This is a genomic window from Caulobacter sp. GW821-FHT09A05 (assembly GCF_059418465.1).
Map to the genome: position 1 here is coordinate 31,388 of NZ_JBWKPX010000007.1, position 22,423 is coordinate 53,810.

27 protein-coding genes are annotated in these 22,423 nt (G+C 68.8%); 15 read left to right on the forward strand and 12 right to left on the reverse strand.

All coding sequences use genetic code 11. The annotated features are described in order from the left end of the window. Window positions 1–37 precede the first annotated feature (37 nt). Window positions 38–1,081, reverse strand: coding sequence for a rod shape-determining protein (locus tag AC07NX_RS08785; RefSeq protein ID WP_056761599.1), 1,044 nt, complete (start codon window positions 1,079–1,081; stop codon window positions 38–40). 370 nt (window positions 1,082–1,451) lie between these two features. Then, window positions 1,452–2,330, reverse strand: coding sequence for a DMT family transporter (locus AC07NX_RS08790; RefSeq protein WP_494640957.1), 879 nt, complete (start codon window positions 2,328–2,330; stop codon window positions 1,452–1,454). Between the two features lie 126 nt (window positions 2,331–2,456). Here AC07NX_RS08790 and AC07NX_RS08795 point away from each other — a divergent pair, with 126 nt between their 5' ends. After that, window positions 2,457–2,930, forward strand: a complete 474-nt coding sequence (locus AC07NX_RS08795) for a hypothetical protein (protein WP_494640959.1) — start codon at window positions 2,457–2,459, stop codon at window positions 2,928–2,930. A gap of 3 nt (window positions 2,931–2,933) precedes the next feature. Here the strand turns inward: AC07NX_RS08795 and AC07NX_RS08800 are convergent, their stop codons facing one another. Both AC07NX_RS08800 and AC07NX_RS08805 read right to left on the reverse strand, forming a co-directional pair. Further along, on the reverse strand, window positions 2,934–4,508 hold the full coding sequence (locus AC07NX_RS08800; protein ID WP_494640961.1) for a 2-isopropylmalate synthase: 1,575 nt from the start codon (window positions 4,506–4,508) through the stop codon (window positions 2,934–2,936). A gap of 343 nt (window positions 4,509–4,851) precedes the next feature. Next, window positions 4,852–5,559: a TVP38/TMEM64 family protein gene (locus AC07NX_RS08805; protein WP_494640963.1), complete on the reverse strand. Its 708-nt coding sequence runs from the start codon at window positions 5,557–5,559 to the stop codon at window positions 4,852–4,854. Between the two features lie 221 nt (window positions 5,560–5,780). On the opposite strand from AC07NX_RS08805, the gene AC07NX_RS08810 reads away from it, so the two are divergent. From AC07NX_RS08810 to AC07NX_RS08820, 3 genes are all read left to right on the forward strand, one after another. Then, a complete protein-coding gene (locus AC07NX_RS08810) occupies window positions 5,781–6,446 on the forward strand; it encodes an AAA family ATPase (protein WP_494640965.1) in 666 nt (221 codons plus the stop codon). 168 nt (window positions 6,447–6,614) lie between these two features. Then, window positions 6,615–7,286: an AAA family ATPase gene (locus AC07NX_RS08815; protein ID WP_494640967.1), complete on the forward strand. Its 672-nt coding sequence runs from the start codon at window positions 6,615–6,617 to the stop codon at window positions 7,284–7,286. A 61-nt stretch (window positions 7,287–7,347) separates the two neighbouring features. After that, window positions 7,348–7,887, forward strand: a complete 540-nt coding sequence (locus tag AC07NX_RS08820) for an NADPH-dependent FMN reductase (RefSeq protein WP_494640969.1) — start codon at window positions 7,348–7,350, stop codon at window positions 7,885–7,887. 6 nt (window positions 7,888–7,893) lie between these two features. Here AC07NX_RS08820 and AC07NX_RS08825 read toward each other — a convergent pair whose 3' ends face one another. Further along, a complete protein-coding gene (locus AC07NX_RS08825) occupies window positions 7,894–8,487 on the reverse strand; it encodes a hypothetical protein (RefSeq protein ID WP_494640971.1) in 594 nt (197 codons plus the stop codon). A gap of 260 nt (window positions 8,488–8,747) precedes the next feature. Here AC07NX_RS08825 and AC07NX_RS08830 point away from each other — a divergent pair, with 260 nt between their 5' ends. The 5 genes from AC07NX_RS08830 (at window position 8,748) to AC07NX_RS08850 (ending at window position 12,391) form a co-directional block, all read left to right on the forward strand. After that, window positions 8,748–9,950, forward strand: coding sequence for a pyridoxal phosphate-dependent aminotransferase (locus AC07NX_RS08830; RefSeq protein WP_494640973.1), 1,203 nt, complete (start codon window positions 8,748–8,750; stop codon window positions 9,948–9,950). 117 nt (window positions 9,951–10,067) lie between these two features. Then, window positions 10,068–10,217: a hypothetical protein gene (locus AC07NX_RS08835; RefSeq protein ID WP_099052419.1), complete on the forward strand. Its 150-nt coding sequence runs from the start codon at window positions 10,068–10,070 to the stop codon at window positions 10,215–10,217. Between the two features lie 10 nt (window positions 10,218–10,227). Further along, window positions 10,228–10,488, forward strand: a complete 261-nt coding sequence (locus AC07NX_RS08840) for a hypothetical protein (RefSeq protein WP_035081522.1) — start codon at window positions 10,228–10,230, stop codon at window positions 10,486–10,488. A 144-nt stretch (window positions 10,489–10,632) separates the two neighbouring features. Continuing rightward, the gene (locus AC07NX_RS08845; RefSeq protein WP_494640976.1) at window positions 10,633–11,706 is read left to right on the forward strand and encodes a sensor histidine kinase; all 1,074 of its coding nucleotides are present in this window, start codon (window positions 10,633–10,635) and stop codon (window positions 11,704–11,706) included. A 94-nt stretch (window positions 11,707–11,800) separates the two neighbouring features. Then, on the forward strand, window positions 11,801–12,391 hold the full coding sequence (locus tag AC07NX_RS08850) for a CAP domain-containing protein (protein ID WP_494640978.1): 591 nt from the start codon (window positions 11,801–11,803) through the stop codon (window positions 12,389–12,391). Between the two features lie 3 nt (window positions 12,392–12,394). Here the strand turns inward: AC07NX_RS08850 and AC07NX_RS08855 are convergent, their stop codons facing one another. Continuing rightward, complete coding sequence (locus AC07NX_RS08855; protein ID WP_494640980.1) at window positions 12,395–13,033, reverse strand: glutathione S-transferase family protein; 639 nt, start codon at window positions 13,031–13,033, stop codon at window positions 12,395–12,397. Between the two features lie 85 nt (window positions 13,034–13,118). Next, a complete protein-coding gene (locus AC07NX_RS08860; protein WP_494640982.1) occupies window positions 13,119–13,355 on the reverse strand; it encodes a DUF2171 domain-containing protein in 237 nt (78 codons plus the stop codon). Window positions 13,356–13,525: 170 nt separating this feature from the next. On the opposite strand from AC07NX_RS08860, the gene AC07NX_RS08865 reads away from it, so the two are divergent. From AC07NX_RS08865 to AC07NX_RS08880, 4 genes are all read left to right on the forward strand, one after another. Continuing rightward, complete coding sequence (locus tag AC07NX_RS08865; protein ID WP_494640984.1) at window positions 13,526–14,563, forward strand: DUF6807 family protein; 1,038 nt, start codon at window positions 13,526–13,528, stop codon at window positions 14,561–14,563. Window positions 14,564–14,566: 3 nt separating this feature from the next. After that, window positions 14,567–14,743, forward strand: a complete 177-nt coding sequence (locus AC07NX_RS08870) for a DUF4169 family protein (protein ID WP_145684699.1) — start codon at window positions 14,567–14,569, stop codon at window positions 14,741–14,743. Window positions 14,744–15,011: 268 nt separating this feature from the next. Further along, window positions 15,012–18,203, forward strand: a complete 3,192-nt coding sequence (locus AC07NX_RS08875) for a PAS domain S-box protein (protein WP_494640986.1) — start codon at window positions 15,012–15,014, stop codon at window positions 18,201–18,203. Continuing rightward, window positions 18,193–18,612 (forward strand): response regulator, encoded by a 420-nt coding sequence (locus AC07NX_RS08880; RefSeq protein WP_494640989.1) that lies wholly within the window; start codon window positions 18,193–18,195, stop codon window positions 18,610–18,612. Before AC07NX_RS08875 ends, AC07NX_RS08880 begins: the two co-directional genes overlap by 11 nt. A 156-nt stretch (window positions 18,613–18,768) precedes the next feature. Here the strand turns inward: AC07NX_RS08880 and AC07NX_RS08885 are convergent, their stop codons facing one another. Next, on the reverse strand, window positions 18,769–18,942 hold the full coding sequence (locus tag AC07NX_RS08885; protein WP_494640991.1) for a hypothetical protein: 174 nt from the start codon (window positions 18,940–18,942) through the stop codon (window positions 18,769–18,771). Window positions 18,943–19,034: 92 nt separating this feature from the next. On the opposite strand from AC07NX_RS08885, the gene AC07NX_RS08890 reads away from it, so the two are divergent. Next, window positions 19,035–19,952: a LysR substrate-binding domain-containing protein gene (locus AC07NX_RS08890; protein WP_494640993.1), complete on the forward strand. Its 918-nt coding sequence runs from the start codon at window positions 19,035–19,037 to the stop codon at window positions 19,950–19,952. Here the strand turns inward: AC07NX_RS08890 and modA are convergent, their stop codons facing one another. Continuing rightward, window positions 19,953–20,714, reverse strand: coding sequence for a molybdate ABC transporter substrate-binding protein (gene modA / locus AC07NX_RS08895; RefSeq protein WP_494640995.1), 762 nt, complete (start codon window positions 20,712–20,714; stop codon window positions 19,953–19,955). Between the two features lie 92 nt (window positions 20,715–20,806). Further along, on the reverse strand, window positions 20,807–21,520 hold the full coding sequence (locus AC07NX_RS08900) for a Coq4 family protein (protein ID WP_494640997.1): 714 nt from the start codon (window positions 21,518–21,520) through the stop codon (window positions 20,807–20,809). A 179-nt stretch (window positions 21,521–21,699) separates the two neighbouring features. On the opposite strand from AC07NX_RS08900, the gene AC07NX_RS08905 reads away from it, so the two are divergent. After that, the gene (locus AC07NX_RS08905) at window positions 21,700–21,927 is read left to right on the forward strand and encodes a ribbon-helix-helix domain-containing protein (protein ID WP_494640999.1); all 228 of its coding nucleotides are present in this window, start codon (window positions 21,700–21,702) and stop codon (window positions 21,925–21,927) included. Here the strand turns inward: AC07NX_RS08905 and AC07NX_RS08910 are convergent. Both AC07NX_RS08910 and AC07NX_RS08915 read right to left on the reverse strand, forming a co-directional pair. Beyond that, a complete protein-coding gene (locus AC07NX_RS08910; RefSeq protein WP_494641001.1) occupies window positions 21,924–22,160 on the reverse strand; it encodes a hypothetical protein in 237 nt (78 codons plus the stop codon). The two genes, AC07NX_RS08905 and AC07NX_RS08910, sit on opposite strands and share 4 nt — an antisense overlap. A gap of 20 nt (window positions 22,161–22,180) precedes the next feature. Beyond that, the gene (locus AC07NX_RS08915) at window positions 22,181–22,384 is read right to left on the reverse strand and encodes a hypothetical protein (RefSeq protein ID WP_494641003.1); all 204 of its coding nucleotides are present in this window, start codon (window positions 22,382–22,384) and stop codon (window positions 22,181–22,183) included. Window positions 22,385–22,423 lie beyond the last annotated feature (39 nt).

Here is a 22,423-nt window from a genome sequence, read left to right on the forward strand (position 1 = left end):
CCCGACGCCCCCCGCGGCGTCCGACTAAGTTTGACGCCTAGGCGAGAGTCGATTCAAGAACGCCCTTCATCCACTTGGGATGCTCGAGCACCTTGCCGCAGCCCAGGGCCACGCACGACAGCGGATCGTCGGCCACGGTGACCGGCAGGCCGGTGTGGTCGCGGATCTCGGCGTCCAGGCCGCGCAGCAGGGCGCCGCCGCCGGTCAGCATGATGCCCTTGTCGGCGATGTCGCTGGCCAGTTCCGGCGGGGTGGCTTCCAGGGCCACCTTCACGGCCTCGACGATCTGCCCGACCGGTTCGGCCAGGGCGTCGGCGGCCTGCTTCTCGCTGATGCGGACTTCGCGCGGCACGCCCTGCATCAGGTCGCGGCCCTTGACGTCGATCGACAGGCCTTCGCCGTCGGCCGGGGCGCGGGCGGTGCCGATTTCCTTCTTGATGCGCTCGGCGGTCGTCTCGCCGATCAGCAGGTTATGGTGGCGACGCATGTAGCTGATGATCGCCTCGTCCATCTTGTCGCCGCCGACGCGGACGCTGCGCGAATAGACGATGCCCGACAGCGACAGCACGGCCACCTCGGTGGTGCCGCCGCCGATGTCGACGACCATCGAGCCGGTCGGCTCATGGATCGGCAGGCCGGCGCCGATCGCGGCGGCCATCGGCTCGTCGATCAGGCCGACGCGGCGGGCGCCGGCGTTCAGGCAGCTGTCGTTGATGGCGCGGCGCTCCACGGCGGTGGCGCCCGACGGCACGCAGACGATCACCTTCGGGTTCACGAAGCCCTTGCGGTTGTGAACCTTGCGGATGAAGTACTTGATCATCTCCTCGGCCACTTCGAAGTCGGCGATGACCCCGTCGCGCATCGGGCGGATGGCTTCCATATGGCCCGGCGTGCGGCCCAGCATCTGCTTGGCCTCGATCCCCACCGCGTGGACGATCTTGCGGCCGCCCACATTGCGCAACGCGACCACCGACGGCTCGTTCAGCACGATGCCCTTGCCCTTCTGGTAGATCAGGGTGTTGGCGGTGCCCAGGTCGATGGCGATGTCGTTGGAGATGACGCCGAAGAGGGAAGAAAACATTGAAAGCCCTGACTGAGGGATAGGGGGGCGAGGCGGCTGGGTCGTTGAAAGGAGAAGGTGACGGGTAGGCGAAACGGAGCCGTTTGCGTCGATGAACCGACGAAGGCGAAGGGGAAAGATGGCTCCTACTTCAATTCCAAACGAGGACAACATGATTCCCGCGAAATGCGGGTTTTGTCCCTTTGACGAGCGCCTGCCGCACGACGGAAGCGCTGGCCCCTGCCGCGCCGTCGTCTGACTGCCACAAAGCTGCCGACGAAGCCCGTTTGCCCTGCGAAAGCGTTGAATTCAAGGTCTATTGCAGACCCTGGCTCACCTGATTTCGCAGAACGGCGGCGCGGGGGGTTTCATCCCAGAAACATGGCGTTTTCTAGCCGAGCGCCGCCATGGCCACCCCGACCGCCGCGATCAGGCCGAAGATCATCTGCGACGGGGTCAGGCGTTCGGCGAACAGGCGGCGTCCGGCGATGGCGGCCATCGGCATCTCGACGACGCCCACCGCCCGCACCGGTCCCACTGGACTCATCGCCATGGCGGTGAACCAAAGGCCCGAGGCCGCCGCGCCGCAGAAGCCCGCCCCCAGCGACCGCCGCCAGGCCTTGGCCACCTCGACCAGGGCGTCGGGATTACGGATCGCCAGGAAGCCGCCCAGGGCCACGGCCTGGATGGCCTGGACCACCATCACCGTCACCAGGGCAGAGACCGCGGGGTGAGCGGGGTCGAACACCAGCGAGGCCTGGCGGAAGCAGTTGGCGCTCAAGGCGAAGGCCGCGCCCGAGCCCAGGCCCGCCAGCACCGCCCCGCGCTGCATCGGCGGCCCGTCGCGCGGCCAGGTCAGGGCCGCCAGGCCCAGCGTGGCGACCAGTCCGCCAATCCAGGTCGTCACCGAAACCGTGTCGCCGAACAGCAGCGCCCCCCAGACCAGGGCGAACGGCAGGCCGCTTTGCTGCAGGGCGGTGCCCAGGGCGAAGGACGAGCGGTGCATGGCGGTCAGCAGGGCGGCGGTGGCGGCGATCTGCAGCGCCGCCCCGGCCCCGCAGGCCAGCCAGAACCCAGGCGTCACGTGGGCGCTGGCCTCCGGGGTCGCCGTCCACGCGACGGCGGCGAACAAGGTGGCGAACGGCAGGCCGAACAGGAACCGCACCAGGGTCGCCCCCCACGGCCCCGCCCCGCCCATCACCGAGCGCTGGGCGGCGTTGCGCGCCACCTGGAAGGCGGCGGCGGCGATGGTGATGGGAATCCAGATCATCACTGTTCCTTACGCCGCCCTTACACAGGCGGCGATTTTCCGAATGGAGGCCTTAGGCCGCTTGGGCGCACACCCTGTTCGTTCGCCCGTCCGGTGACGGGATCCGACCAGCACGAGGTTTCGACCATGTCGTCCCATCCGTTCCGTCAGGCCGCGCAGTTCCTGCTTGGCGTTCCGACCGACGGGATCCAACGCACCCTCGGGCGCATGCTCGCCCTGGCCCAGGCCACCCCGCTGTGTTTCGTGGCGGTGACCGGGCCCGAGGCGGGCGAGGCGATGAGCGTGCTGTGGCGACGCGGCTACGACCGGGTGGAAGCCGCCCGCCGGGCCACCTGCCGCGCGGCCGACGAGCAGAGCGACGTGCTGCTGGTCGTCGGCTGCTCGACCGTGGCCGACGCCCGGGCCGCGGCGGCCTCGACGTTGAACATGCTCCGCCCGGGCGGGGCGATGGTCATCGACGCCGGCGCGTTCCTGGACCAGGAGCCGCGCCGGGCGCTGTGCGAGGATCTGCGGGCGCTGGGCCTGGAGGTCGAACCCCAGGCGCACCTGTCGGCCGAGCTGCTGGCGACGCGGCCGTTCACCAGGCGGGCGGCGGCCTAGCCGCTAGAACCCACTGGCGATCGCCGCTTCGGGCCGGCCCTTTTCCTTGCGCGCCATGAGGTTGTTCAGGGCGTTCACATAGGCCTTGGCCGAGGCGGTCAGGGTGTCGGTGTCGGCGGCCTGGCCCGTGGCGATGCGGCCGTCCTCCTCGAGGCGGACCGAGACCTGGGCCTGGGCGTCGGTGCCCTCGGTCACCGCATGCACCTGGAACAGGCGCAGGGCGGCGTTGTGCGGCACGATCTGTTGGATGGCGTTGAAGACGGCGTCCACCGGACCATCGCCCGAGGCCTCCGAGGTCTTCACCTCGCCGTCGACTTCCAGGGTCAGCTCGGCCGACTGGCCGTCGGTGCCGGCCACCACGCGCAGGCGCTGGACGCGGATGCGTTCCGAGCCGCGCGCCAGGGCGTCGTCGACCAGGGCGATGATGTCGTCGTCATAGACGTGCTTCTTGCGGTCGGCCAGGTCCTTGAAGCGACCGAAGGCCTCCTTCAGGGCGTTCTGGCCCAGCTCGTAGCCCAGGTCCTTCAGCTTGGCGCGGAAGGCGTGGCTGCCCGAGTGCTTGCCCATGACCAGGCTGGACGGCGCCTGGCCGACCGATTCCGGGGTCATGATCTCGTAGGTCTCGCGGTTCTTCAGCATCCCGTCCTGGTGGATGCCGCTTTCATGCGCGAAGGCGTTCTTGCCGACGATGGCCTTGTTGTACTGCACCGGGAAACCGGTGATGGCCGAGACGTAGCGGCTGGCGCGGGTGATGTGGGTGGTGTCGATCCTGGTCTCGTAGGGCAGCTTGTCGCCGCGCACCTTCAGGGCCATAACGACCTCTTCCAGCGCCGCGTTGCCGGCCCGCTCGCCCAGGCCGTTGATCGCGCATTCGATCTGGCGCGCCCCGCCCTGCACGCCAGCCAGGCTGTTGGCCACGGCCAGGCCCAGGTCGTTATGGCAGTGGGTCGAGAAGATCACCTTGTCGGCGCCCTCGACGTTCTGGGTCATCCAGCTGAACAGGTCGGCGTATTCGGACGGATAGGTGTAGCCCACCGTGTCGGGCAGGTTGATGGTCGTGGCGCCGGCCTTGATGGCCGTCTCGATGGCGCGGCGCAGGAACTGGCGGTCGCTGCGGGTGGCGTCCTCGGCCGACCACTCGACGTCGTCGCGCAGGTTGCGGGCGTGGCCGACCGAGCGGGCGATCACGTCGATGACGGCGTCCGGCTCCATCTGCAGCTTGTGCTTCATGTGCAGGTCGCTGGTGGCGATGACCACGTGGATGCGGCCGCGCTGCGTGCCCTTCAGGGCCTCCGCGCAACGATCGATGTCGACCTGGTGGGCGCGGCACAGGCCGGCGATGGTGCTGTTCTTGACGATCTTGGCGATCTCGCGGACCGCCTCGAAGTCGCCGTTCGAAGCGATCGGGAAGCCGGCCTCGATGACGTCGACCCCCATCTCCTCGAGGATCTTGGCCAGTTCCAGCTTTTCGTCGTGCGACATCGACGCGCCGGGCGACTGCTCGCCGTCGCGCATGGTGGTGTCGAAAATGACGACGTTGTCGCGCTTCTCAAAAGCGGCGGGCGATACGGAGCTCATGGGATCTACTCGTCGGAAGGTGTCTGCGTGGGGCCAGTTCTGACCTCGGGGCGGCGGGTTCAGTCATCCCCTGCGCGCCCGGCCACGACGAAGCGCGGCCCCTAGAGCGCCCAGGGGTTGGTAAGCCGAAGCGAAAGCAGTTGGCGCGCGACGTTCATGAGTTGCTTTCTACACAGCGGGCCAAAAGCCAGCAAGCATTTTGCGTCGATCGCGCAATTAGCCGCACGACGAGCAACTTTCGACCAAAAACACTTCTTGGTTGAGAGCAGGCGTGCGCGGAATCAGGAGATCGGCGCGTCAAAAGGCCCGCAAGGCCTTCCCAAGCGAGGCGAACCGCCCTCGCCTAGTCCGCCGTCTCGCGCTTCTTGAGCCAGGCGCGGGCGACCAGGCCGGCGGCGATCCAGACCGCCACGGCCACCACCAGCATGACGATGTGCCGCTGGCCGCCGCCCTTCAACGCCTGGACGATGGAATTGCCGGCGAAGGCGGTCAGGGCGATCTTCGGGATGATGCCGATGGCGGTGCCGGCCGCGAAGTCGAACACCTTCATCGGCGTGACGCCGGCCGCCATGTTGACCACGATGAACGGCGCGGAGGGCACCAGCCGGACGATCAGGCTGGCCAGGAAACCGTTCCTGCCGATCATCCTCATGAACTTGGCCACGCCGTCGCCGGCCAGGTCCTGCAGCAGCCGCCCGCCGAAGGTCCGTCCCAGCCAGAAGCCGACCAGGGACGAGACCAGGGTGCCGATCCAGCTGTAGGCGAAGCCGGTCCAGGGCCCGAAGGCGACCACCGCCGCGGCGATCAGCACGAACTGCGGCACGCCGATGAAAGCCAGGACCGCGAAGGCGCTGACCGCGACCGGCAGGGCCCAGGGCCCGTGGGCGGCGCTCAGCCACTGCTCGACCGTCACCTCGCCGTTCAGGCCCAGAAGCTGGGCCCCGAACAGAAAGACCACGCCCACCCCGCCGAACAGCACGAACGACACCGCGACCGTTCGCCAGGCCTTGGCGTCCATGTTGGTGAAGAAGTCGATCAGGCGACGAAGCATCCGCCTGCCTCGCCCATGCCCCCGGCGCGGTCAAGCGCGGTCTCGTCCTCCCATCGTCCAGCGGTCGCTCATTTTGTGGTCAAGCTTCCCTTCGCCTGGAGGCGAACCATGGTTAAGATTCCCCAAACACGACATTTGAGTTGCGAACCCGTCGTAACGGGCGGCTAAGTTATCCACAGGCCTTCGGTCGCGGACCGGGGGTGTTAGGGAGAGCGTCGGACGTGAAGACCCTGGCTTTGATTTCCCGCAAAGGCGGGGCCGGCAAGACGACTCTGGCCGTCAATCTGAGCCTCACCGCCCATCTGGCGGGCTGGAAGACGCTGCTGGCCGACATCGATCCGCAGCGCTCGGCTTCCGACGCCCTGCGGGCCCGCGGCCAGCCCGGCCCCAGCCTGGCCGAGATCAACGCGGGCAAGCTGTTCCAGGCCCGCTCGCAAGCCGTGCACGACGCCTATGACGTCATGCTGATCGACACGCCCGCCGCGCCGGACGCCGACGTCGCCGTGGCGGTCAATTCCGCCGACCTGTGCGTGCTGGTCTGCCGCCCCACCTTCCTGGACATCGCCTCGGTGGCGCGTTCGGCCGAAATGGTCCGTCGGCTGGGCAAGGCGGGGCTGATCGTGCTGAACCAGGCGCCGTCCAAGCGCGGCGGCTTCGAGCCCGCCAGCGTGCAGCAGGCGGTCGAGGCGCTGCGTTTCTGCGGCCTGCCGATCGCACCGGTCGGCCTGCGCTCGCGGACCATCTACCAGCAGGCGATCGCCCGGGGCCTGTCGGTCGGCGAATGGGACGCCCAGGCCCCGGCCGCCCGGGAGGTCGACCGCCTGTGGAGCCATGTGGCCGGCCTGCTTGCCCTGGACGGCCGCGGGCGCGACGCCCGCGCCGGCTGACCCGGAATTTTCCCAGGCGGCGCAACGGTTTCCGTGAATTTGGCTTCGGCGTCAAATCGTCCGGCAAGTTGAAGTTCTGTTCATACCTTGACCATAACAGTTAACCCACCTTGGGGGACCTTGCGGCTGCGGGAACCGGCCGCCGGGTCTGGGCGAAGAGTGCACGTCGTGAAGACAATTACCGTGCTTTCTCGGAAAGGCGGGTCGGGCAAGACGACCCTGGCCGTGAACCTGGCGCTGACGGCCTTCCTGCAGGGCCGCAAGGTGGTGCTGGCCGACATCGATCCGCAGCGGTCGGCCTCGGACGCCCTGAGGGCCCGCCGCGAGCCCGGCCCCGCCCTCGCCGACATCACCGCCGGCAAGTTGTTCATGACCAAGTCCAACGCGATGCGGGACGGCGTCGACTACCTGTTCATCGACACCCCGGCCATGCCCGAGGCCGACGTCGCCCAGGCGGTCAACATCGCCGATCTCTGCCTGGTGGCGGGCCGGCCGTCGTTCCTGGACCTGGCCCCGATCGCCCGCACGGCAGAAGCCGTCCGCCGCCTGGGCAAGGGCGGCATGGTGGTGCTGAACCAGGCCCACACCAGCCGGTCGGACGTCGCGCCCGTCGCCTTCCCGGAAATCCTGGACGCCCTGCGGTTCTGCGGCCTGCCGCTGGCCCCGCACGGGCTGCGCGCACGTGAGGCCTTCCAGACGGCCATGGCGCATGGGCTCTGCGTGGCCGAGCTCGAGCCGGGCGGTCCGGCCGCCCGCGACCTGGCGCGCCTGTGGGCCCATGTCGAAGCCGGGCTGGACGGTCTGGGCGAAAAGCCGATGAGGACCGCCCTCACCGCCTGATCCGGCTTTCCCCCGGCGCCGACGCCGACTAGGTTCCCCCGCTCCAGCGGCGGAGCCTTTCATGAAACTTCTCGGCGTCTCCGGCAGCCTGCGGGCCGCCTCGTTCAACACCGCCCTGCTGCGCGCCGCCCAGGACTGCGCGCCCGAGGGCGTGACGATCGAGATCTTCGGCCTGCACGACCTGCCGCTGTTCAACCAGGACATCGAGGACCAGGGCGACCCTGCGCCCGTCACCGCCTGGAAGGACGCCGTCCGCGGCGCCGACGCCCTGCTGCTGGCCTGCCCCGAATACAATGGCGGGGTCACCGGCGTGCTGAAGAACGCCATCGACTGGGCCTCGCGCGGCAGCCCCTCGGTCCTGCAGGGCAAGACCGCCTGCATCCTCGGCGCCTCGCCGGGCGTCACCGGCACGGTCCGCGCCCAGGACGCCCTGCGCCAGTCGCTGCGCAAGGTCTCGGCCGAATACTGGCCGCTGAGCGAGATGCTGGTCGGCCAGGCCCACACCAAGATCCAGAACGGCCAGGTGATCGACGACAAGACCCTGGCCTATCTGGGCAAGCACCTGGAGGCGTTCGTCCAGCACATGCGCGGGATGGGCTGAGCCGTTCTACTTGGCCATCGACGGATCGTAGTTGGGACCGAAATCCAGCACGAACAGCGGCCCCAGCACCACGGTCTGCTTGGCGCTGCCCAGGTGCACGCCGACACCCGCCGCGCCCTTCTCGGCGTCCATGCTGGCCCGCCCGCTGACGGTATAGAGCTTCCACTCGCCGCTCGTCACCGCGACGCTGCCCCCGACGATGCCGCCCCACGGCGCGGCCGTCTGCTGGACGCCCACGGAGCTGAGGTTCGCCGTGGCCGGCCCGCCATCGACCGGCTCGGCCTTGGCCCAGAAGGCGATGGTGATGACGTCGCCCTTGGTGATCTTGCCGTCCACCCCCTGGCCGGCGCTGTTTTCCCACGGCTTGTCGGGCGACGGCGTGGTGACCTGGATGCGGACGCCCGCCCCGCCGACCACCGCCTTGTCCTTGACCGGCGCGTTGGTCTGGCCTGGTCCGTAGACGCTCCAGGCCGTGGACGGCTTGTTGATCGCATACTTCATGATGCCCTGCGCAGCGGGCTCGGCGGCCTTGGCCGTCACCGGCGCGACGATGGGCAGGCTCAGCGCGGCCACGGCGGCCAGGATGGCGATCTTGGTCATGTTTCCCCCTCGTAGAGACGTCGTTGCGTCGGCCAGCCGCCGTCGGCGGCCGGTATGGTCGTTCCCTCCCGGGGCCGTCCGTCGTGCGGGCCGGCCTCTCGTCTCGATGGTGATAGCGGTACCGCGCGTCCCGCATCGACGCAAGAACCCCGCGCGACGCGGTCTTTGTTGCGTTGCACCTCGGCAAGCACGGGCGTAAGACCGCCGCAATCCTGAAACCGGTCTTTCGAGTCCACGTCCTCCCAGGGGAGTCCTGAACCATGTCGCTCGAGTCCGCCGCCCTGCGGCGCATCGCCCCGTCCGCCACCATCGCGATCAGCGCCAAGGCGCGCGCCCTGAAAGCGGCTGGCCGGGACGTGATCGCCCTCTCCGCCGGCGAACCGGACTTCGACACCCCCGACAACATCAAGGACGCCGCCATCGCCGCCATCAAGGCCGGCAAGACCAAGTACACCGATCCGGACGGCATGCCCGAGCTGAAGGCCGCCATCTGCGCCAAGTTCAAGCGCGAGAACGGCCTGGACTACAAGCCGGCCCAGATCCACGTCGCCCCGGGCGGCAAGCCGGTGATCTACAACGCCCTGGTCGCCACCCTGAATCCCGGCGACGAAGTCATCATCCCCGCCCCGTACTGGGTGTCGTATCCCGACATGACCCTGCTGGCCGGCGGCACGCCGGTGTCGGTCGAGACCACCGCGCAGAGCGGCTTCAAGATCACGCCGGAAGCCCTGGAAGCGGCGATCACGCCGAAGACCAAGTGGCTGATCATCAACAGCCCGTCCAACCCGTCGGGCGGCGCCTACACCCGCGCCGAGCTGCGGGCCATCGCCGACGTCCTGCTGCGCCATCCGCAGGTCTGGGTGCTGACCGACGACATGTACGAGCACCTGGTGTTCGACGACTTCGAGTTCACCACCATCGCCCAGGTCGAGCCCAAGCTCTACGACCGCACCCTGACGATGAACGGCGTATCCAAGGGGTATTCGATGACCGGCTGGCGCATCGGCTACGCCGGCGGGCCCGAAGCGCTGATCAAGGCCATGGGCAAGATGATCAGCCAGACGACCTCGAACCCGTGCTCGATCTCGCAATGGGCGGCGCTGGAGGCCCTGAACGGCCCGCAGGACTTCATCAAGCCGAACGCCAAGCTGTTCCAGGAGCGGCGCGACCTGGTCGTGTCGATGCTGAACCAGGCGACCGGCCTGCACTGCCCGACGCCGGAAGGCGCGTTCTACGTCTATCCTTCCTGCGCCGGCCTGATCGGCAAGACCGCGCCGTCGGGCAAGGTCATCGCGACCGACGAGGATTTCGCCGGCGAGCTGCTGGAGGCCGAGGGCGTGGCCGTGGTCCACGGCGCGGCGTTCGGCCTGTCGCCGTTCTTCCGCATCAGCTACGCCACGGCCAACGACGTGCTGGAGGACGCCTGCGCGCGCATCCAGCGTTTCTGCGCCAGCGTAAAATAGCCATTCTTCGCGGCTGCGGCCGTCATTCTCGCCCTTTTGGCGAGGATGACGGCTGTAAGTCGACCCCGAACCGCGCTAGGGCTCCTTTTCGCCGCGTCCCGCGGCCAGGAGATCGTCATGGCGCGCACCCCGAACTATTCCTTCGAACGCCAGGAACGCGAGCGCCTGAAGGCCCAGAAGGCCGCGCAGAAGGCCGCTGAAAAGGCCGCCGCCAAGCAGGCGGCCGAAGACGCCGCGCCACCCAAGCCCCCAACCGACGATCAATGAAAGACGGCGCATGCCCAGCTCGACGAGCTTCAACCACGAAACCGTGTCTTTGGACGGCGAGCACTTTTCCGATTGCGAGTTCCGCGACTGCCGCCTGACCTTCGCCGGCGGCGAAGCCCCGGTGTTCGAAAATTGCAAGGTCGTCGACTGCGACTGGAAGTTCGAGGGCGCCGCCGAGCAGACCCTGGCCCATCTGAAGGCCGTCTGGAACGCCGGTGGGAAAGCCCCGGTCCAGGCGCTGATCAAGGAAATCACGGGCGGCGGCCGCTAAAGTCCGCCGGGTTCGCGCGAGCCGGGACGCTGGCGGAGGCAAGTCGCGCGATTCCCATTTCGCGTGGCTTGCTCTAGAGTAGAGCTATCGGCGCCCATCCGTCGCCGTCCGCGATCTTGCGTCTAGGATCGGATTCCATTCGTCATGCCGCGTCCGATCCCCGGGATTGAAGACGCACAGACGCTGGCCCAGGCGATCGTGGACACCATCCACGAGCCGCTTCTGGTGCTCGATTCCGCGTTTTCCGTGCTGGCCGCCAGCCGGTCGTTCTACGAGACCTTCAAGGTCGATCCGGAGCACACCGTGGACTGCCCGCTCTTCGCCCTGGGCGACGGCCAGTGGGACATCCCCGCCCTGCGCGAGCTGCTGGAGACCATCATCCCCGAGCGCGTGACCATGAACGGCTTCGAGGTCAATCACGACTTCCCCGGCCTGGGCCGGCGGGTCATGCTGCTGAACGCCCGCAAGGTGATCTACGAGACCAGCGCCAACTCGACGATCCTGCTGGCCTTCACCGACATCACGGCGCGACGGGCGATCGAGCGCGAGAAAGAAAGCCTGCTGGCCCGCACGCGCGACCTGCTGAACCAGAAGGAGGTGCTGCTGCAGGAGATGCAGCACCGGGTCGCCAACAGCCTGCAGATCATCGCCAGCATCCTGATGCTCAAGGCCCGGGCCGTCACGTCCGACGAAATCCGTTTCCACCTGAAGGACGCCCATCAGCGGGTGATCTCGGTGGCCGAGGTGCAATCGCACCTGCACGCCTCGGGCGGCGTCGACCTGATCGAGGTCGGCCCCTATCTGACCAAGCTGTGCGCCAGCCTGGCGGCCTCGATGGTCGGCGACAGCCAGCCGATCACCCTGAAGGTGGTCGCCGACCATGCCACCATCGGTTCGGACAAGGCCGTCAGCATCGGCCTGATCGTCACCGAACTCCTGATCAACGCCGTCAAGTACGCGTTTCCGGTCTTCAAGGACGACGCCCGCGTCACGGTGACCTTCGCCAGCGATGATGAGGCGTGGACGCTGACGGTCGGCGACAACGGCGTCGGCAAGGCCGCCAAACCGCTCCAGGACAGGCCCGGCGGCCTGGGGACGGTGATCGTCGACGCCCTGGTCAAGCAGTTGGATGGCCACATGACGGTGGCCTCCGTCGGCGGCATGACGGTGATGATCCGGCACCCGCACGTCGCGACCCTGCCTCCCGTGGCGGCCTAGGACGCAGCGGCTTCGGCCGCGACATTCCGCGCGACTGCACGTTTCTCCGGAGCGTGCTAGGTCAGGCTCGGGGCGTCTGATTCTGGGAGCGCGCATGCGCATTTCCGGCCGCATGGCCTTGGCTCCGGCGTTCGCCGGCCTGCTGTTCCTCGCCCTGGCGCCCGCCGCCCGATCCGCGTCCTCGGCCGCCCGTCTCGACGACGCCGTCCTGGACGAGGTCAACTTCGCCCGCGCCCGTCCCGCCGAATACGCCGACGAACTGCGCCGTGAGCTGAACAGGAGCGATGATCCCGCCGCCGTCGAGGAGGCGATCGACTTCCTGGAGCGCCAGGCCTCTCTGCCGCCCCTGGAGCCGGATCGGCGCATCGCCGCCGCGGCCCGCCAGCATGCCCAGGCCCAGGGCCCGCGCGGCGATGTCGGCCACGGCCCGGCCGGCTCCCTGGGCAAGAGGCTGCGCGGCCAGGGCGTCTGGGCCGGCCTCTCGGCCGAGAACATCTCCTATGGGTTCGAGGATCCGCGCGACGTCGTCCGCCAACTGATCATCGACAGCGGCGTTCCCGGCCGGGGCCACCGCCGCAACATCTTCGCCGCCAGCTACCAGTTGGCCGGCGTGGCCTGCGGCCCGCACCGCGCCTATGGCTACATGTGCGTGATCGACTTCGCCGGAGCCCTGCCGCCGCGCTGAAGCCTAGCCGTCGATCCAGTCGGTCAACCCCTCGCGCGCATGGACCTCGCGCAGCGACGGCATGGCCCGCATCCTCGCCAGGTAGCGGGCGATGTTGGGCCACGCGGTGGCCTGCTTGGGCAGGTTCCTCGACCAGCGCATCAGCATGGTCGCCAGGAAGTCCACCGCCGACAGCCGCTCGCCCAGCATGCAGGGGCCCTGGGCCGCCAGCTGGGCGTCGACGCGGTCCCAGACGGCCTCGATCCGCGCCTGGGCCGCCGCCTGGGCGGCTTCGGCGCTGGTCTCGCCGGCCGGCTCGTGCGGATAGTACCAGGCGCGGAAGCCGGGCAGCAGGGCGTTGGCCAGATAGACCATCCACTGGAAATAGGCGGCGCGCTCGGGCGTCCCGGCCGCCGGCGCCAGGCCCTTGTCGGGGTGGCGCTCGGCCAGCAGCATCAGGATCGCCGTGCTCTCCAGCACCGGCGCGCCGTCGACGATCAGGGTGGGCACCACCCCGCTGGGATTGAGCTTCAGATAGTCGGGGGTCTTGTGGGCGCCGGTCGTGATGTCGGTCAGGACCAGCTCGAACGGGACGCCGATCTCGATCAGCATCCAGTGAACCGCCAGGCTGGCCGTGCTGGGGCTGTAGTGGAGCTGGTACATGCGCGATCCCTCACCTTTTGGCGGGCGAGGGATCGGTCAGCACGGCGAAGCTGTCAACCGGCGCGACGGGCCGCCGCGGCGAGGTTCAGTGCTTCTCGCGCCAGCGCGCCTTGGCGTCGTCCTGGGTCAGGTTCAGGTGCACGCCGTCGTCGTCGACATGGTCGACCCAGGTGATCGGGATCAGGTGGTGCTTGAGGCCGCCACCCAGGTCCAGCTTGGCCAGTTCGATCTCGCCGCCGACCACGTGATCCACCCGGCCGACATGACCGCCGTCCGAGCCGACCACTTCCAGGTGCTCGCGGATTTGCGAAGCGTCGATCATGGTGTTCCTCCTGTTGATGGACGTTCAGGAAGGCAACGGACAAGGTCGCGGCGCAGTTTCCAGGAGCCTTGCGGCCGGCGCGCGTTCGCTTTACGTTCTAGCCAAGGTTGCGATTTTGCCGGCGTCGGGATTCTGGCTAACACTCGGCGACCGCCGGAGGGAAAACACCGATGATCTCGCTTGCCGCCGCCCTGATCGTGCTGACCGGCGCCCAAACCTCGACGGGCGTGGCCTCGACGGGAGCGGCCTCGACCGGACCGACCGGAACGCAGGCGGAAACCGCGGCCGTCGCCCAGCCGGCCGCCGAGGCCTCGGCGGCGACGTCCGCCGCGCCTCCACCCCCCGTGCCCCTGCCCCGGGTCGATGCGGTGTTCGCCGAAGACGGCGTCACGATCACCGACGGCGGCAAGAGCGTCCTGTTCTATCGCACCGCTCCGGCCGATGCGCGCGAGGCCGGCCGCCTGAACTACGTCCACCCGATCTGGGCGCCCGACGGCGCGGTGCTGACCGAGGATCGCCCCGCCGACCACCTGCACCAGCGCGGGGCGTTCTGGAGCTGGCACCAGGTGCTGGTCGACGGCAAGGCGGTCGCCGACGGCTGGTTCATGAAGGGCCTGACCTTCCATGTCCGCGAGAAGCGCTTCAAGGGCGACAGCGCCGGCGGCGGGACCCTGGTGGTCAACGCCGACTGGATCGTCAATTCCGCGCCCGCGGTGAACCCCGAGGTGAACTATGTGGCGCGCGAGACCACCAAGGTCCGCGTCTATCCCCTGAAGGCCGGCGCGCGGCGCATCGACTTCGACACGGTGATCACCGCGCGGTCGGACACCCTGGCCCTGGGCGGCAGCGACGACGAGAAGGGTTATGGCGGCTTCTCGGTGCGGCTGGTCAAGCCCGACCGCCTGACCTTCGGCTCCGGCGGCAAGATCGTGACCCCGGCCGTCGGCCCCGTCGAGGCCGGCAAGGCCATGGGCTTCGCCTGGCTCCCCGGCGGCGGCTCGCCGGCCTGGACCGTCGGCCTGGCCTGCAAGGCCAACGGCGCGCCGATCACCCGCTGGATCCTGCGCCGGGGACTGTCGATGCAGAACTGCGTCTTTCCCGGACGGGCGCCATTCGTGCTGAAGAAGGGCCAGACCCTGCGCCTGCAGTCAACGCTGATCCTGCGGCCGGCGACGCCGCCTCCCGCTGGACCGAAGAAGAAGGGCTAGGCGATGGCCGAGATCCTCAACCTGAACCAGGCCCGCAAGGCCAAGGCCAAGACGGACGCCAAGGCCAAGGCCGCCGAGAACCGCGCCAGGTTCGGCCGCACCAAGGCCGACAAGGCCCTGGACGCGGCGCGGGCCGACAGGCTGCAACGCGACCTGGACGGCGCCAAGCGCGAGGACTGAGGGCGGGAGCGCCTATCGGCGTTGGCGCGCCGAGCCCCCCTTCGAAGCGTCGCCCTCCCCGCCTCCCGGCTTCAGCCGACGGTGAAGCGCCCCGGCGCATCAACGCGCGACGCCTCCGCCGTGTGGCGAGAAACGGCGCGATCTCGTCGGCGGTCCTGAACCCTGACGGGAGTTTCGCGAACCCTGCGCCAATCCGCCACACAAGGCGTTAGCCTTTCCGCGGCGTCTCGCTCTGTAGGATCGCGGGAACGATGGGACGGAGAGCAAGATGAGCGATCGCGAGACGCTCAGGCTGGAGGCCCTGAGGTCATTCGGCGTGCTGGATACGCAGGCGGATCCGGCGATCGACCGGTTGGCCGGCCTTGCCGGAAACCTGTTCGACGCCCCGATCGCCGTGGTTTCCCTGGTCGACGAGCAACGCCTGTGGTTCAAGGCCAGGGTGGGCGTCGAAGCCACCGAAGCCCCGCGCGACAAGGCGTTCTGCGGCTACGCCATAGATCTGGGCCCCGAGTCCGTCATGGTGGTCGAAGACGCCTCGACCGACCCGCGCTTCGTCGACAATCCGCTGGTCACGGGGCCGCCCGACCTGCGCTTCTACGCGGGCGCCACCCTGACGACGAAGGACGGCCATAACCTGGGGACGCTGTGCGTCCTCGACCACAAGCCGCGCCCGCGGCCCGACGACGCGGCGCTGGACCGGCTGAGACTGCTGGCGCGGATCGTGGTCGATGAATTCGAACTGGCCAAGGCGCATCGGGAGACCCGTGAAAAGCAGCGCCTGCTCGAGATCGCCGAGACCATGGCGGGCGTCGGCCACTGGCGCCTGGACCTCTCCACCAAGACCATCGTCTGGTCGGACGCCGTGTACGACATCTACGGGGTCGATCGGGAGACCTTCGACCCCAACATCGACGACGCCGTCGCCTTCTACCACCCCGATGATCGCGAACGGGTCCGGCGTCACCTGGCCTTGGCGGCGCGGAGACAGACAGGCTTCGACCTCCAGCTCCGGCTCATTCGCCCGGACGGCGTCCTGCGGCACGTGGTCAGTCGAGGCGTGTGCGAACGGGACGATCGGGGACGGCCGACGGCCATTTTCGGTCTGTTCCAGGACGTGACCAAGACGGTCAAGACGATCGAAACCCTTCGTCGCAGCGAACAACGCTACCGCCTCGTGACCGAACGGGCGGGTGACGTCATCACCCTTTACGACTTCTCGGGACGGGGCAAGTTCATCTCGCCGGCCGTCCAGCGGCTGCTTGGCTACACCGTGGCCGAGACCGTCGGGCTGACCGTTCCCAGCGTCCTGCACCCGGAGGATCGGGATGCGGTCATGGCGGTCTTCGGCGAGATGTCGCGAGGCCTGGACCACAAGACGATCCAGCACCGGTCGCGTCACAAGCTCGGTTACTACACCTGGGTCGAATCCAATCTTCAGCTCGTCCGGGACGAGGACGGCGCGCCCCAGGAGATCGTCAGCGTTTCTCGCGACATCTCCGACCGCAAGGCCCTGGAGCTGGAGCTGATCGCGGCGCGCGACGACGCCCGCGAACAGGCCCAGCGCGCGCTGCTCGCTGAAGACATCGGCGGTCTGGGCTATTGGCGATACGACCTGCGCACGCGCCATCTCGACGTCTCGCGCAAGATGTTCGAGATCTACGGCCTCGCCTGGGTCGAGCAGCCGGAGATCGACCTCTTCAACGACTGTCTCCATCCCGGCGACCGGGCCTGGACGCTGGCGCGGATCGCCGAGCGCCTGCGCACGGGCGAGGACGACCACAACGTGCCCACCCGCATCGTCCGCCCCGACGGCGAGGAGCGTTGCGTCTCGGGCAGCTCGATCACCGTCAAGGGCGCCGACGGCTTTCCCGCGTTCATGATGGGCACGGTGCGCGACATCACAGACGACCGCAGGGCCCAGGCCGCGCTCGCCGAGAGCGAGGCGCGCTATCGCCTGCTGGCCGACAACGCCAGCGACATGATCGCCACCTTCAATCCCGCCGGGGAGATCTGCTTCATCTCGCCGGCCTGTCGCACCATCCTGGGTCGCGAGCCGGAAGAGCTGGTCGGCCGCCGCGTCGTGGACCTGACCCACCCCGACGACCGGGAGCACATGATCAACTACTACGCGGCCCTGATCCGCCGAGGCCCTTCGGCGGTTTCGGAACCCTACGAGTTCCGCGCCCAACACAAGGATGGCCGGTGGATCTGGCTGGAAGGCCAGCCGAAGCTGTCTTTCGACGAGACCGGCGCTCTGGTCGCCGTCCAGGACGTCGCCCGCGAGATCACCGCGCGCAAGGCGATGGAGGCGGCGCTGGTGGAGGCTCGCGCGGAAGCCGAAGCCGCCGCCGCGGTCAAGTCCGAGTTCCTGTCGAACATGAGCCACGAGTTGCGCACCCCGCTGACGGCCGTGCTCGGCTTCTCGCGCCTGATTGAGGACCAGCCCGAGCTGTCGCCCGCCACCCGACGGTTCGTCGATCGGGTCGCCAACGCCGGTCAGGCCCTGATGTCGACCGTCAACGACATCCTCGACTTCTCCAAGCTCGAAGCCGGCCAGGTCGAGATCCGCGGCGCCGTCTGCGACCCGCGCCGCCTGGTCGAGGACGCGCTGGACCTCTTCGCCTGCCAGGCCCAGGAAAAGGGGATCGCGCTCGACATCGTCGGCGCCGAGGCCCTGCCCCCCGCCCTGTTCATCGCGCCCGATCGGGTGCGCCAGGTGCTGCTCAACCTGATCGGCAACGCCGTCAAGTTCACCGACCACGGCGGGATCACGGTCGAGGCCTCGTGGCGCCAGGGCCCGAGAAGGCTTCTGATCTCGGTCCGCGACACCGGCGGCGGCGTTCCAGCCGATCGGCTGGACCAGCTCTTCAAGCGCTTCTCGCAGATCGACGGCTCCTCGACACGACGACACGGCGGCACGGGCCTGGGCCTGGCGATCTGCAAGGGGCTGGTCGAGGCCATGGGCGGCGAAATCGGAGTCGAGAGCGCCCTTGGCCAGGGCAGCCGCTTCTGGTTCGAACTGCCCGCCAGCGAGGTCGCGCCGGCGGCCATGGCGAGCGCCACGACCCCGGCGGCCGATATTCCCATCGCCTGCCGCGTGCTCGTCGTCGACGACAATCCGGTCAACCGGGACCTGGTCCAGGCCGTGCTCGGCGCCCTCGGCGCCGAAACGACCGAAGTCGCCGACGGGGAAGCCGCGGTGGCCCGGGCGGGGGCCGAACCATTCGACGTCATCCTGATGGATCTGCGGATGCCGGGCATGGGCGGCGTGGCCGCGGCGCGCGCCATTCGCCAGGGCCGCCTCAACGGCAATGTCCCGATCATCGCCTTCTCCGCCGACGCGACGGAGGCGCCACCTGGCGTGTTCGACGGTGTCGTCGCCAAGCCGCTCGAGACCGAGGTCCTGATCCGCGAGATCAATCGCGCGCTCCAGTTCGACACGGTCGACGATGCCGCCTGAACCCAGACCCCGACGCATCTTCATCGCCGAGGATGACCGCAATCTCCTGGAACTGCTCACCACGAGGCTGGGCCTGGCGGGCTACGACACCGTATACGGCCGCGACGGCTGGGAGACGCTCGACGGCGTCCACAGCACGCGCCCCGCGGTCATCCTGCTGGACGTGAACATGCCGCGCCTCGACGGTTTCGGCGTGCTTCGCCACCTGAGGAAAAGCCCGCGGGTCGCGCATATTCCGGTCATGATGCTGACAGCCCGCAATGCGCCGGACGACATCAAGGAAGCCCTGGCCCTGGGCGCCAGCGACTATCTCGCCAAGCCCTTCACCGACGCCCAGCTTCTGGCCCGCCTGGCGCGGCTGCTGAGGCCAAGGCCTCCTATGGTCGCGAACGAGAGCGTCCTGATCTGACGTCGCGTGGCGAGTTCGCGGGCTAGGGTCCGCCCTCAACTGCGTGTCGGTGATACCCAAGCGAAATCAGCGCTCTAATCCGTTGTCATCCCGGAAAGCGCGTAGCGCTTGTCCGGGATGACAACTGAAAATCAACGATCCAATTGAGTCCGGACCCTAGCGGGGCGCGAGATGGCGCCTGGGCTTCGCCTCGGCCTCCCGCACCGCCCTGGCCGCCTGTTCGTGCGCCAAGCGGGCCAGCCGGGCCTTGCGCGCGGCGATCCATTCCTGGACCATCAGCACCCAGCCGAACGTGGTCTCCTTATGGGTCTTGATCGCTTCGTCCATCATGATCACCCTTCCTGGCGTTCCATGATTGGAAAATCGACTTTCAAGCCCGGGATGACAAACGCGGCTTCCTTGCGTAAGCATAAGCCCTACTTATGCCAGACATCCTCGCCAGCCTGCCGCTCAGCGCCATCCGGATCTTCGAGGCCGCCGCGCGCCTGAAGAGCTTCACCCGCGCCGCCGACGAGCTGGGCGTCAGCCAGGCCGCGGTCAGCTGGCAGGTGAAGGCCTTGGAGCAACGCCTGGACCAACCACTGTTCACCCGCCTGCCCCGCGAGGTGACCCTGACCCCGGCGGGCGAACGCCTGTCGCGGGCGGCGACCGAGGCGATGAGCGTCCTGCGCACGGCGGTGTCGGACCTGGTCGACACCGAGGAGGGCGTGCTGTCGATCACCACGGTGCAGAGCATCGGCGGTCATTGGCTGGCCCCGCGCCTGGGCGGCTTCCAGATCGCCCATCCCCGCATCGCCGTGCGGCTGGACGCCTCCAGCCGGGTGGTCGACCTGCAGCGCGAGCCGTTCGACCTGGCCCTGCGCGCCGGAGGCGGCGATTGGCCGGGGATGGAAGCGCATCTCCTGATCCCCTCCGTCCAGACGGTGCTGTGCACGCCGACCGTCCTGGCGCGATCCGGCGGCCTGACCAGCCCGGCCGACCTGTTGCGGGCGCCGCGGATCGGTTCTCCGGACTTCTGGGTGCGCTGGTTCGAGGCGGCGGGCGTCGACGCCAGCGACGATCGCGCCCCGCCCCGCCTGTCCGCCGACGCCCAGGCGCTGGAAGTGGCCACCGCCCTGGCCGACCAGGGCTTTGCCCTGGGCTCGCCGATCTTCTTCGCCCAGGAGATCGCCCAGGGACGGCTGGTCGCCCCGTTCGACATCACCGCCCATTACGGCGGCGGCTACTGGCTGGCCTATCCGGCCGAACGCCGCCGCGTGCGCAAGATCGCCGTCTTTCGCGACTGGATCCTGGATCAGGCGGCGGCCGACCCGCTGATCGCGCGCTATCGCCGAAGCTAGCTAGCGAACCTCGTAGCCGTAGCGCTTGATGATGGCGATGGCGGCCGGAGACTTCAGGAAGGTCAGGAACGCCCGGGCGGCGGGATTCTTCTCGCCTGTCCGGAGCAGCACGGCCTGCTGCTGGATCGGCGCGTGGTCCGCCGCCGGAACCAGCCAGCGCGCCCCGCCCGGCTGGTCGATCACCTGCGACAGCGCGACGAAACCCAGCTCGGCGTTTCCGGTGGCTACGTACTGATAGGCCTGGGTGATCGACGCGCCCCTGACGATCCTGGGCGCCAAGGCGTCGTAGACCTTCAGCTTGCGCATCGTCTCGACCGCCGCCTCGCCATAGGGCGCGGCCGTCGGATCGGCGATGGCCAGCTTGGCGAACCGGTCCGACTTCAGCACCGAGCCCTTGTCGTCGACCAGACCCGGCGTCCGGGAATAGAGCACCAGCCGGCCGACGGCGTAGGTGAACCGCGTGCCCGAGACGCCTAGCCCCTCCTGCTCGGCCTTCAGCGGTCGTTCCGCGTCGGCCGACAGGAATACCTCATAGGGCGCCCCATGGGCCATCTGGGTATAGAACTGGCCCGAGGAACCGAAGCTCAGGGTCGCGGTGTGGCCGGTCCTGGCCTTGAAGGCGGCGGCGATCGCCTTGGCCGGCTCGGTGAAGTTGGCGGCGACCGCCACCTGGGTGTCGGCGGCGAGGACCGGCGTCGCGGCGAGGGCGAAGATAGCCCCGAACAGGGCCAGGCCGACCAGCTTGAAGCGGCGGGTGATCATGCGGAACTCTCGAAAAGCCGACGCCGGTAGCGTTATGTAGTTGAACTACCGAACGCTGGAGAAAGGTCAAGCCGGGAGGACTTTCGGGGCGGCTAGGAACGGTCGCGGTATCGCGGCGGGATGGCCCGGTAGACGGTGTTTGGCGCGATCTTCAGCGTCCGGCGCGCCTCGTCCAGCGGCAGGGCGAACAACGCCGGATAGTCGACCGCCGGCAGCCAGGCCGCCGCCCGGCCGTTGCGCCAGGCTTCGCGCACGGCCTTGCCGTAGGGCAGGCCCGGCGCGGCCTTCTGGAGATGACGCGCGCCGGCCAGGGCGATGACCGCGAAGCCCAGGCTGCGGGTCTGGGCGTGGGAGAAGGCCACCACGCAAACCTCGCCCAGGGCGTCGGTGCCGTAGCCCGTCAGGACGTGCCAGACGTCGTGCACGTCGCGCATGCGCCGCGCGTACCACGCCAGGGGATGGGCGGCGTCGACGTCGGCCTCGGGAACCTTGCGGCTTTCCTCGGCCAGCCCCTCGGCGGACAGGCCGCGCGGGGCGATGAAGTCGCGATAGGCGGCGCCGACCGTGCCCGGGCCGAACTGCCCCAGCCACGCCGGATCCGACAGCCGCTCGGCGAACTCGTCCCGCTCGTAGGCGATGCGGCCGCCGTCGGGCGTGCTCAGCAGCCGGCGATAGCCGTTCGGGATCGCCTTGCCCGACAAGGCCCGCATGATCTCGAACACCTGGGCGGTGTCCTCCTTGTCGGCGAGCAGGCGCCGGACGGCCCGGAACGCCCGCAAAGGCTGCAGTTGGAACGTGTCGCGCATCCGCCTCATCGGTTCGCGAGGCTTTGGCCCACCGAGCACTTGCGTGGCTGCGATCATGGGGCATGCTCCTGCTGGACCCACTAAAGATGACATGGCGTCATTTTTATTCAAGAGGGTTCAGCGACCCCGATCCGGGAACCTTGGCGGACCGCCAAATGGGCAAAATGGGGACTGGCGAGATGGGCAGTTTGAAGAAGCGTTCGATCAACCTGGCCGGTCACGCGACCTCCCTGGCCCTGGAGCCCGAGTTCTGGGTGGTGCTGCAGGCGGCGGCCGGCGCCGACAAGATCAGTATCGCCGGCCTGATCCAGCGGATCGACGCCGGACGCGGCGAGCGCCCCCTGGCCTCGGCCTGCCGGGTGTTCGCCCTGCGGCGCGCCCAGGCGGGCGAGGCCGGCACGGTCTAGCCCTGCTCGACGCCCGGGCCGGGCTTGGGCAGCGGCAGGGGCGCGGGATTGGGCGACCGCTGCGGCAGCGCCGGCCTTTCCGGCAACCGCATCGACAGGTCGGCCGATCGCACGGCCAGCACGCCGGAACGCCAGCCGCCGACCACCAGGGCGGCGATCAGCAGCAGCACGCCCAGCAAGGTCAGGCCGGCCACGCCCAGGTGCTGCGGCCGAATATCGTGGTGACGCGCCATGGCGTCCTCCCTCGTTGGCCCTAGTTGGTGGGCTTGGGCGCTTCCGGAACCTTGGGCGCCTCGACGTTCGGGGCGGAGACGTTGATGTCGACCGTCTTCTTCTGCGTCATGCCGCCGGTGAAGACGAAGTAGGCGATCACCGCCACCACGACCACCAGCGCGCCTATGATGAACGCCATGCCCGTCCCGCCGCCGCCACCGCTCGTATGGGTTTCTTCAGCCACGTCCGTCTCCTGTGATGTCCGTCCCCCAAAACAAACGGG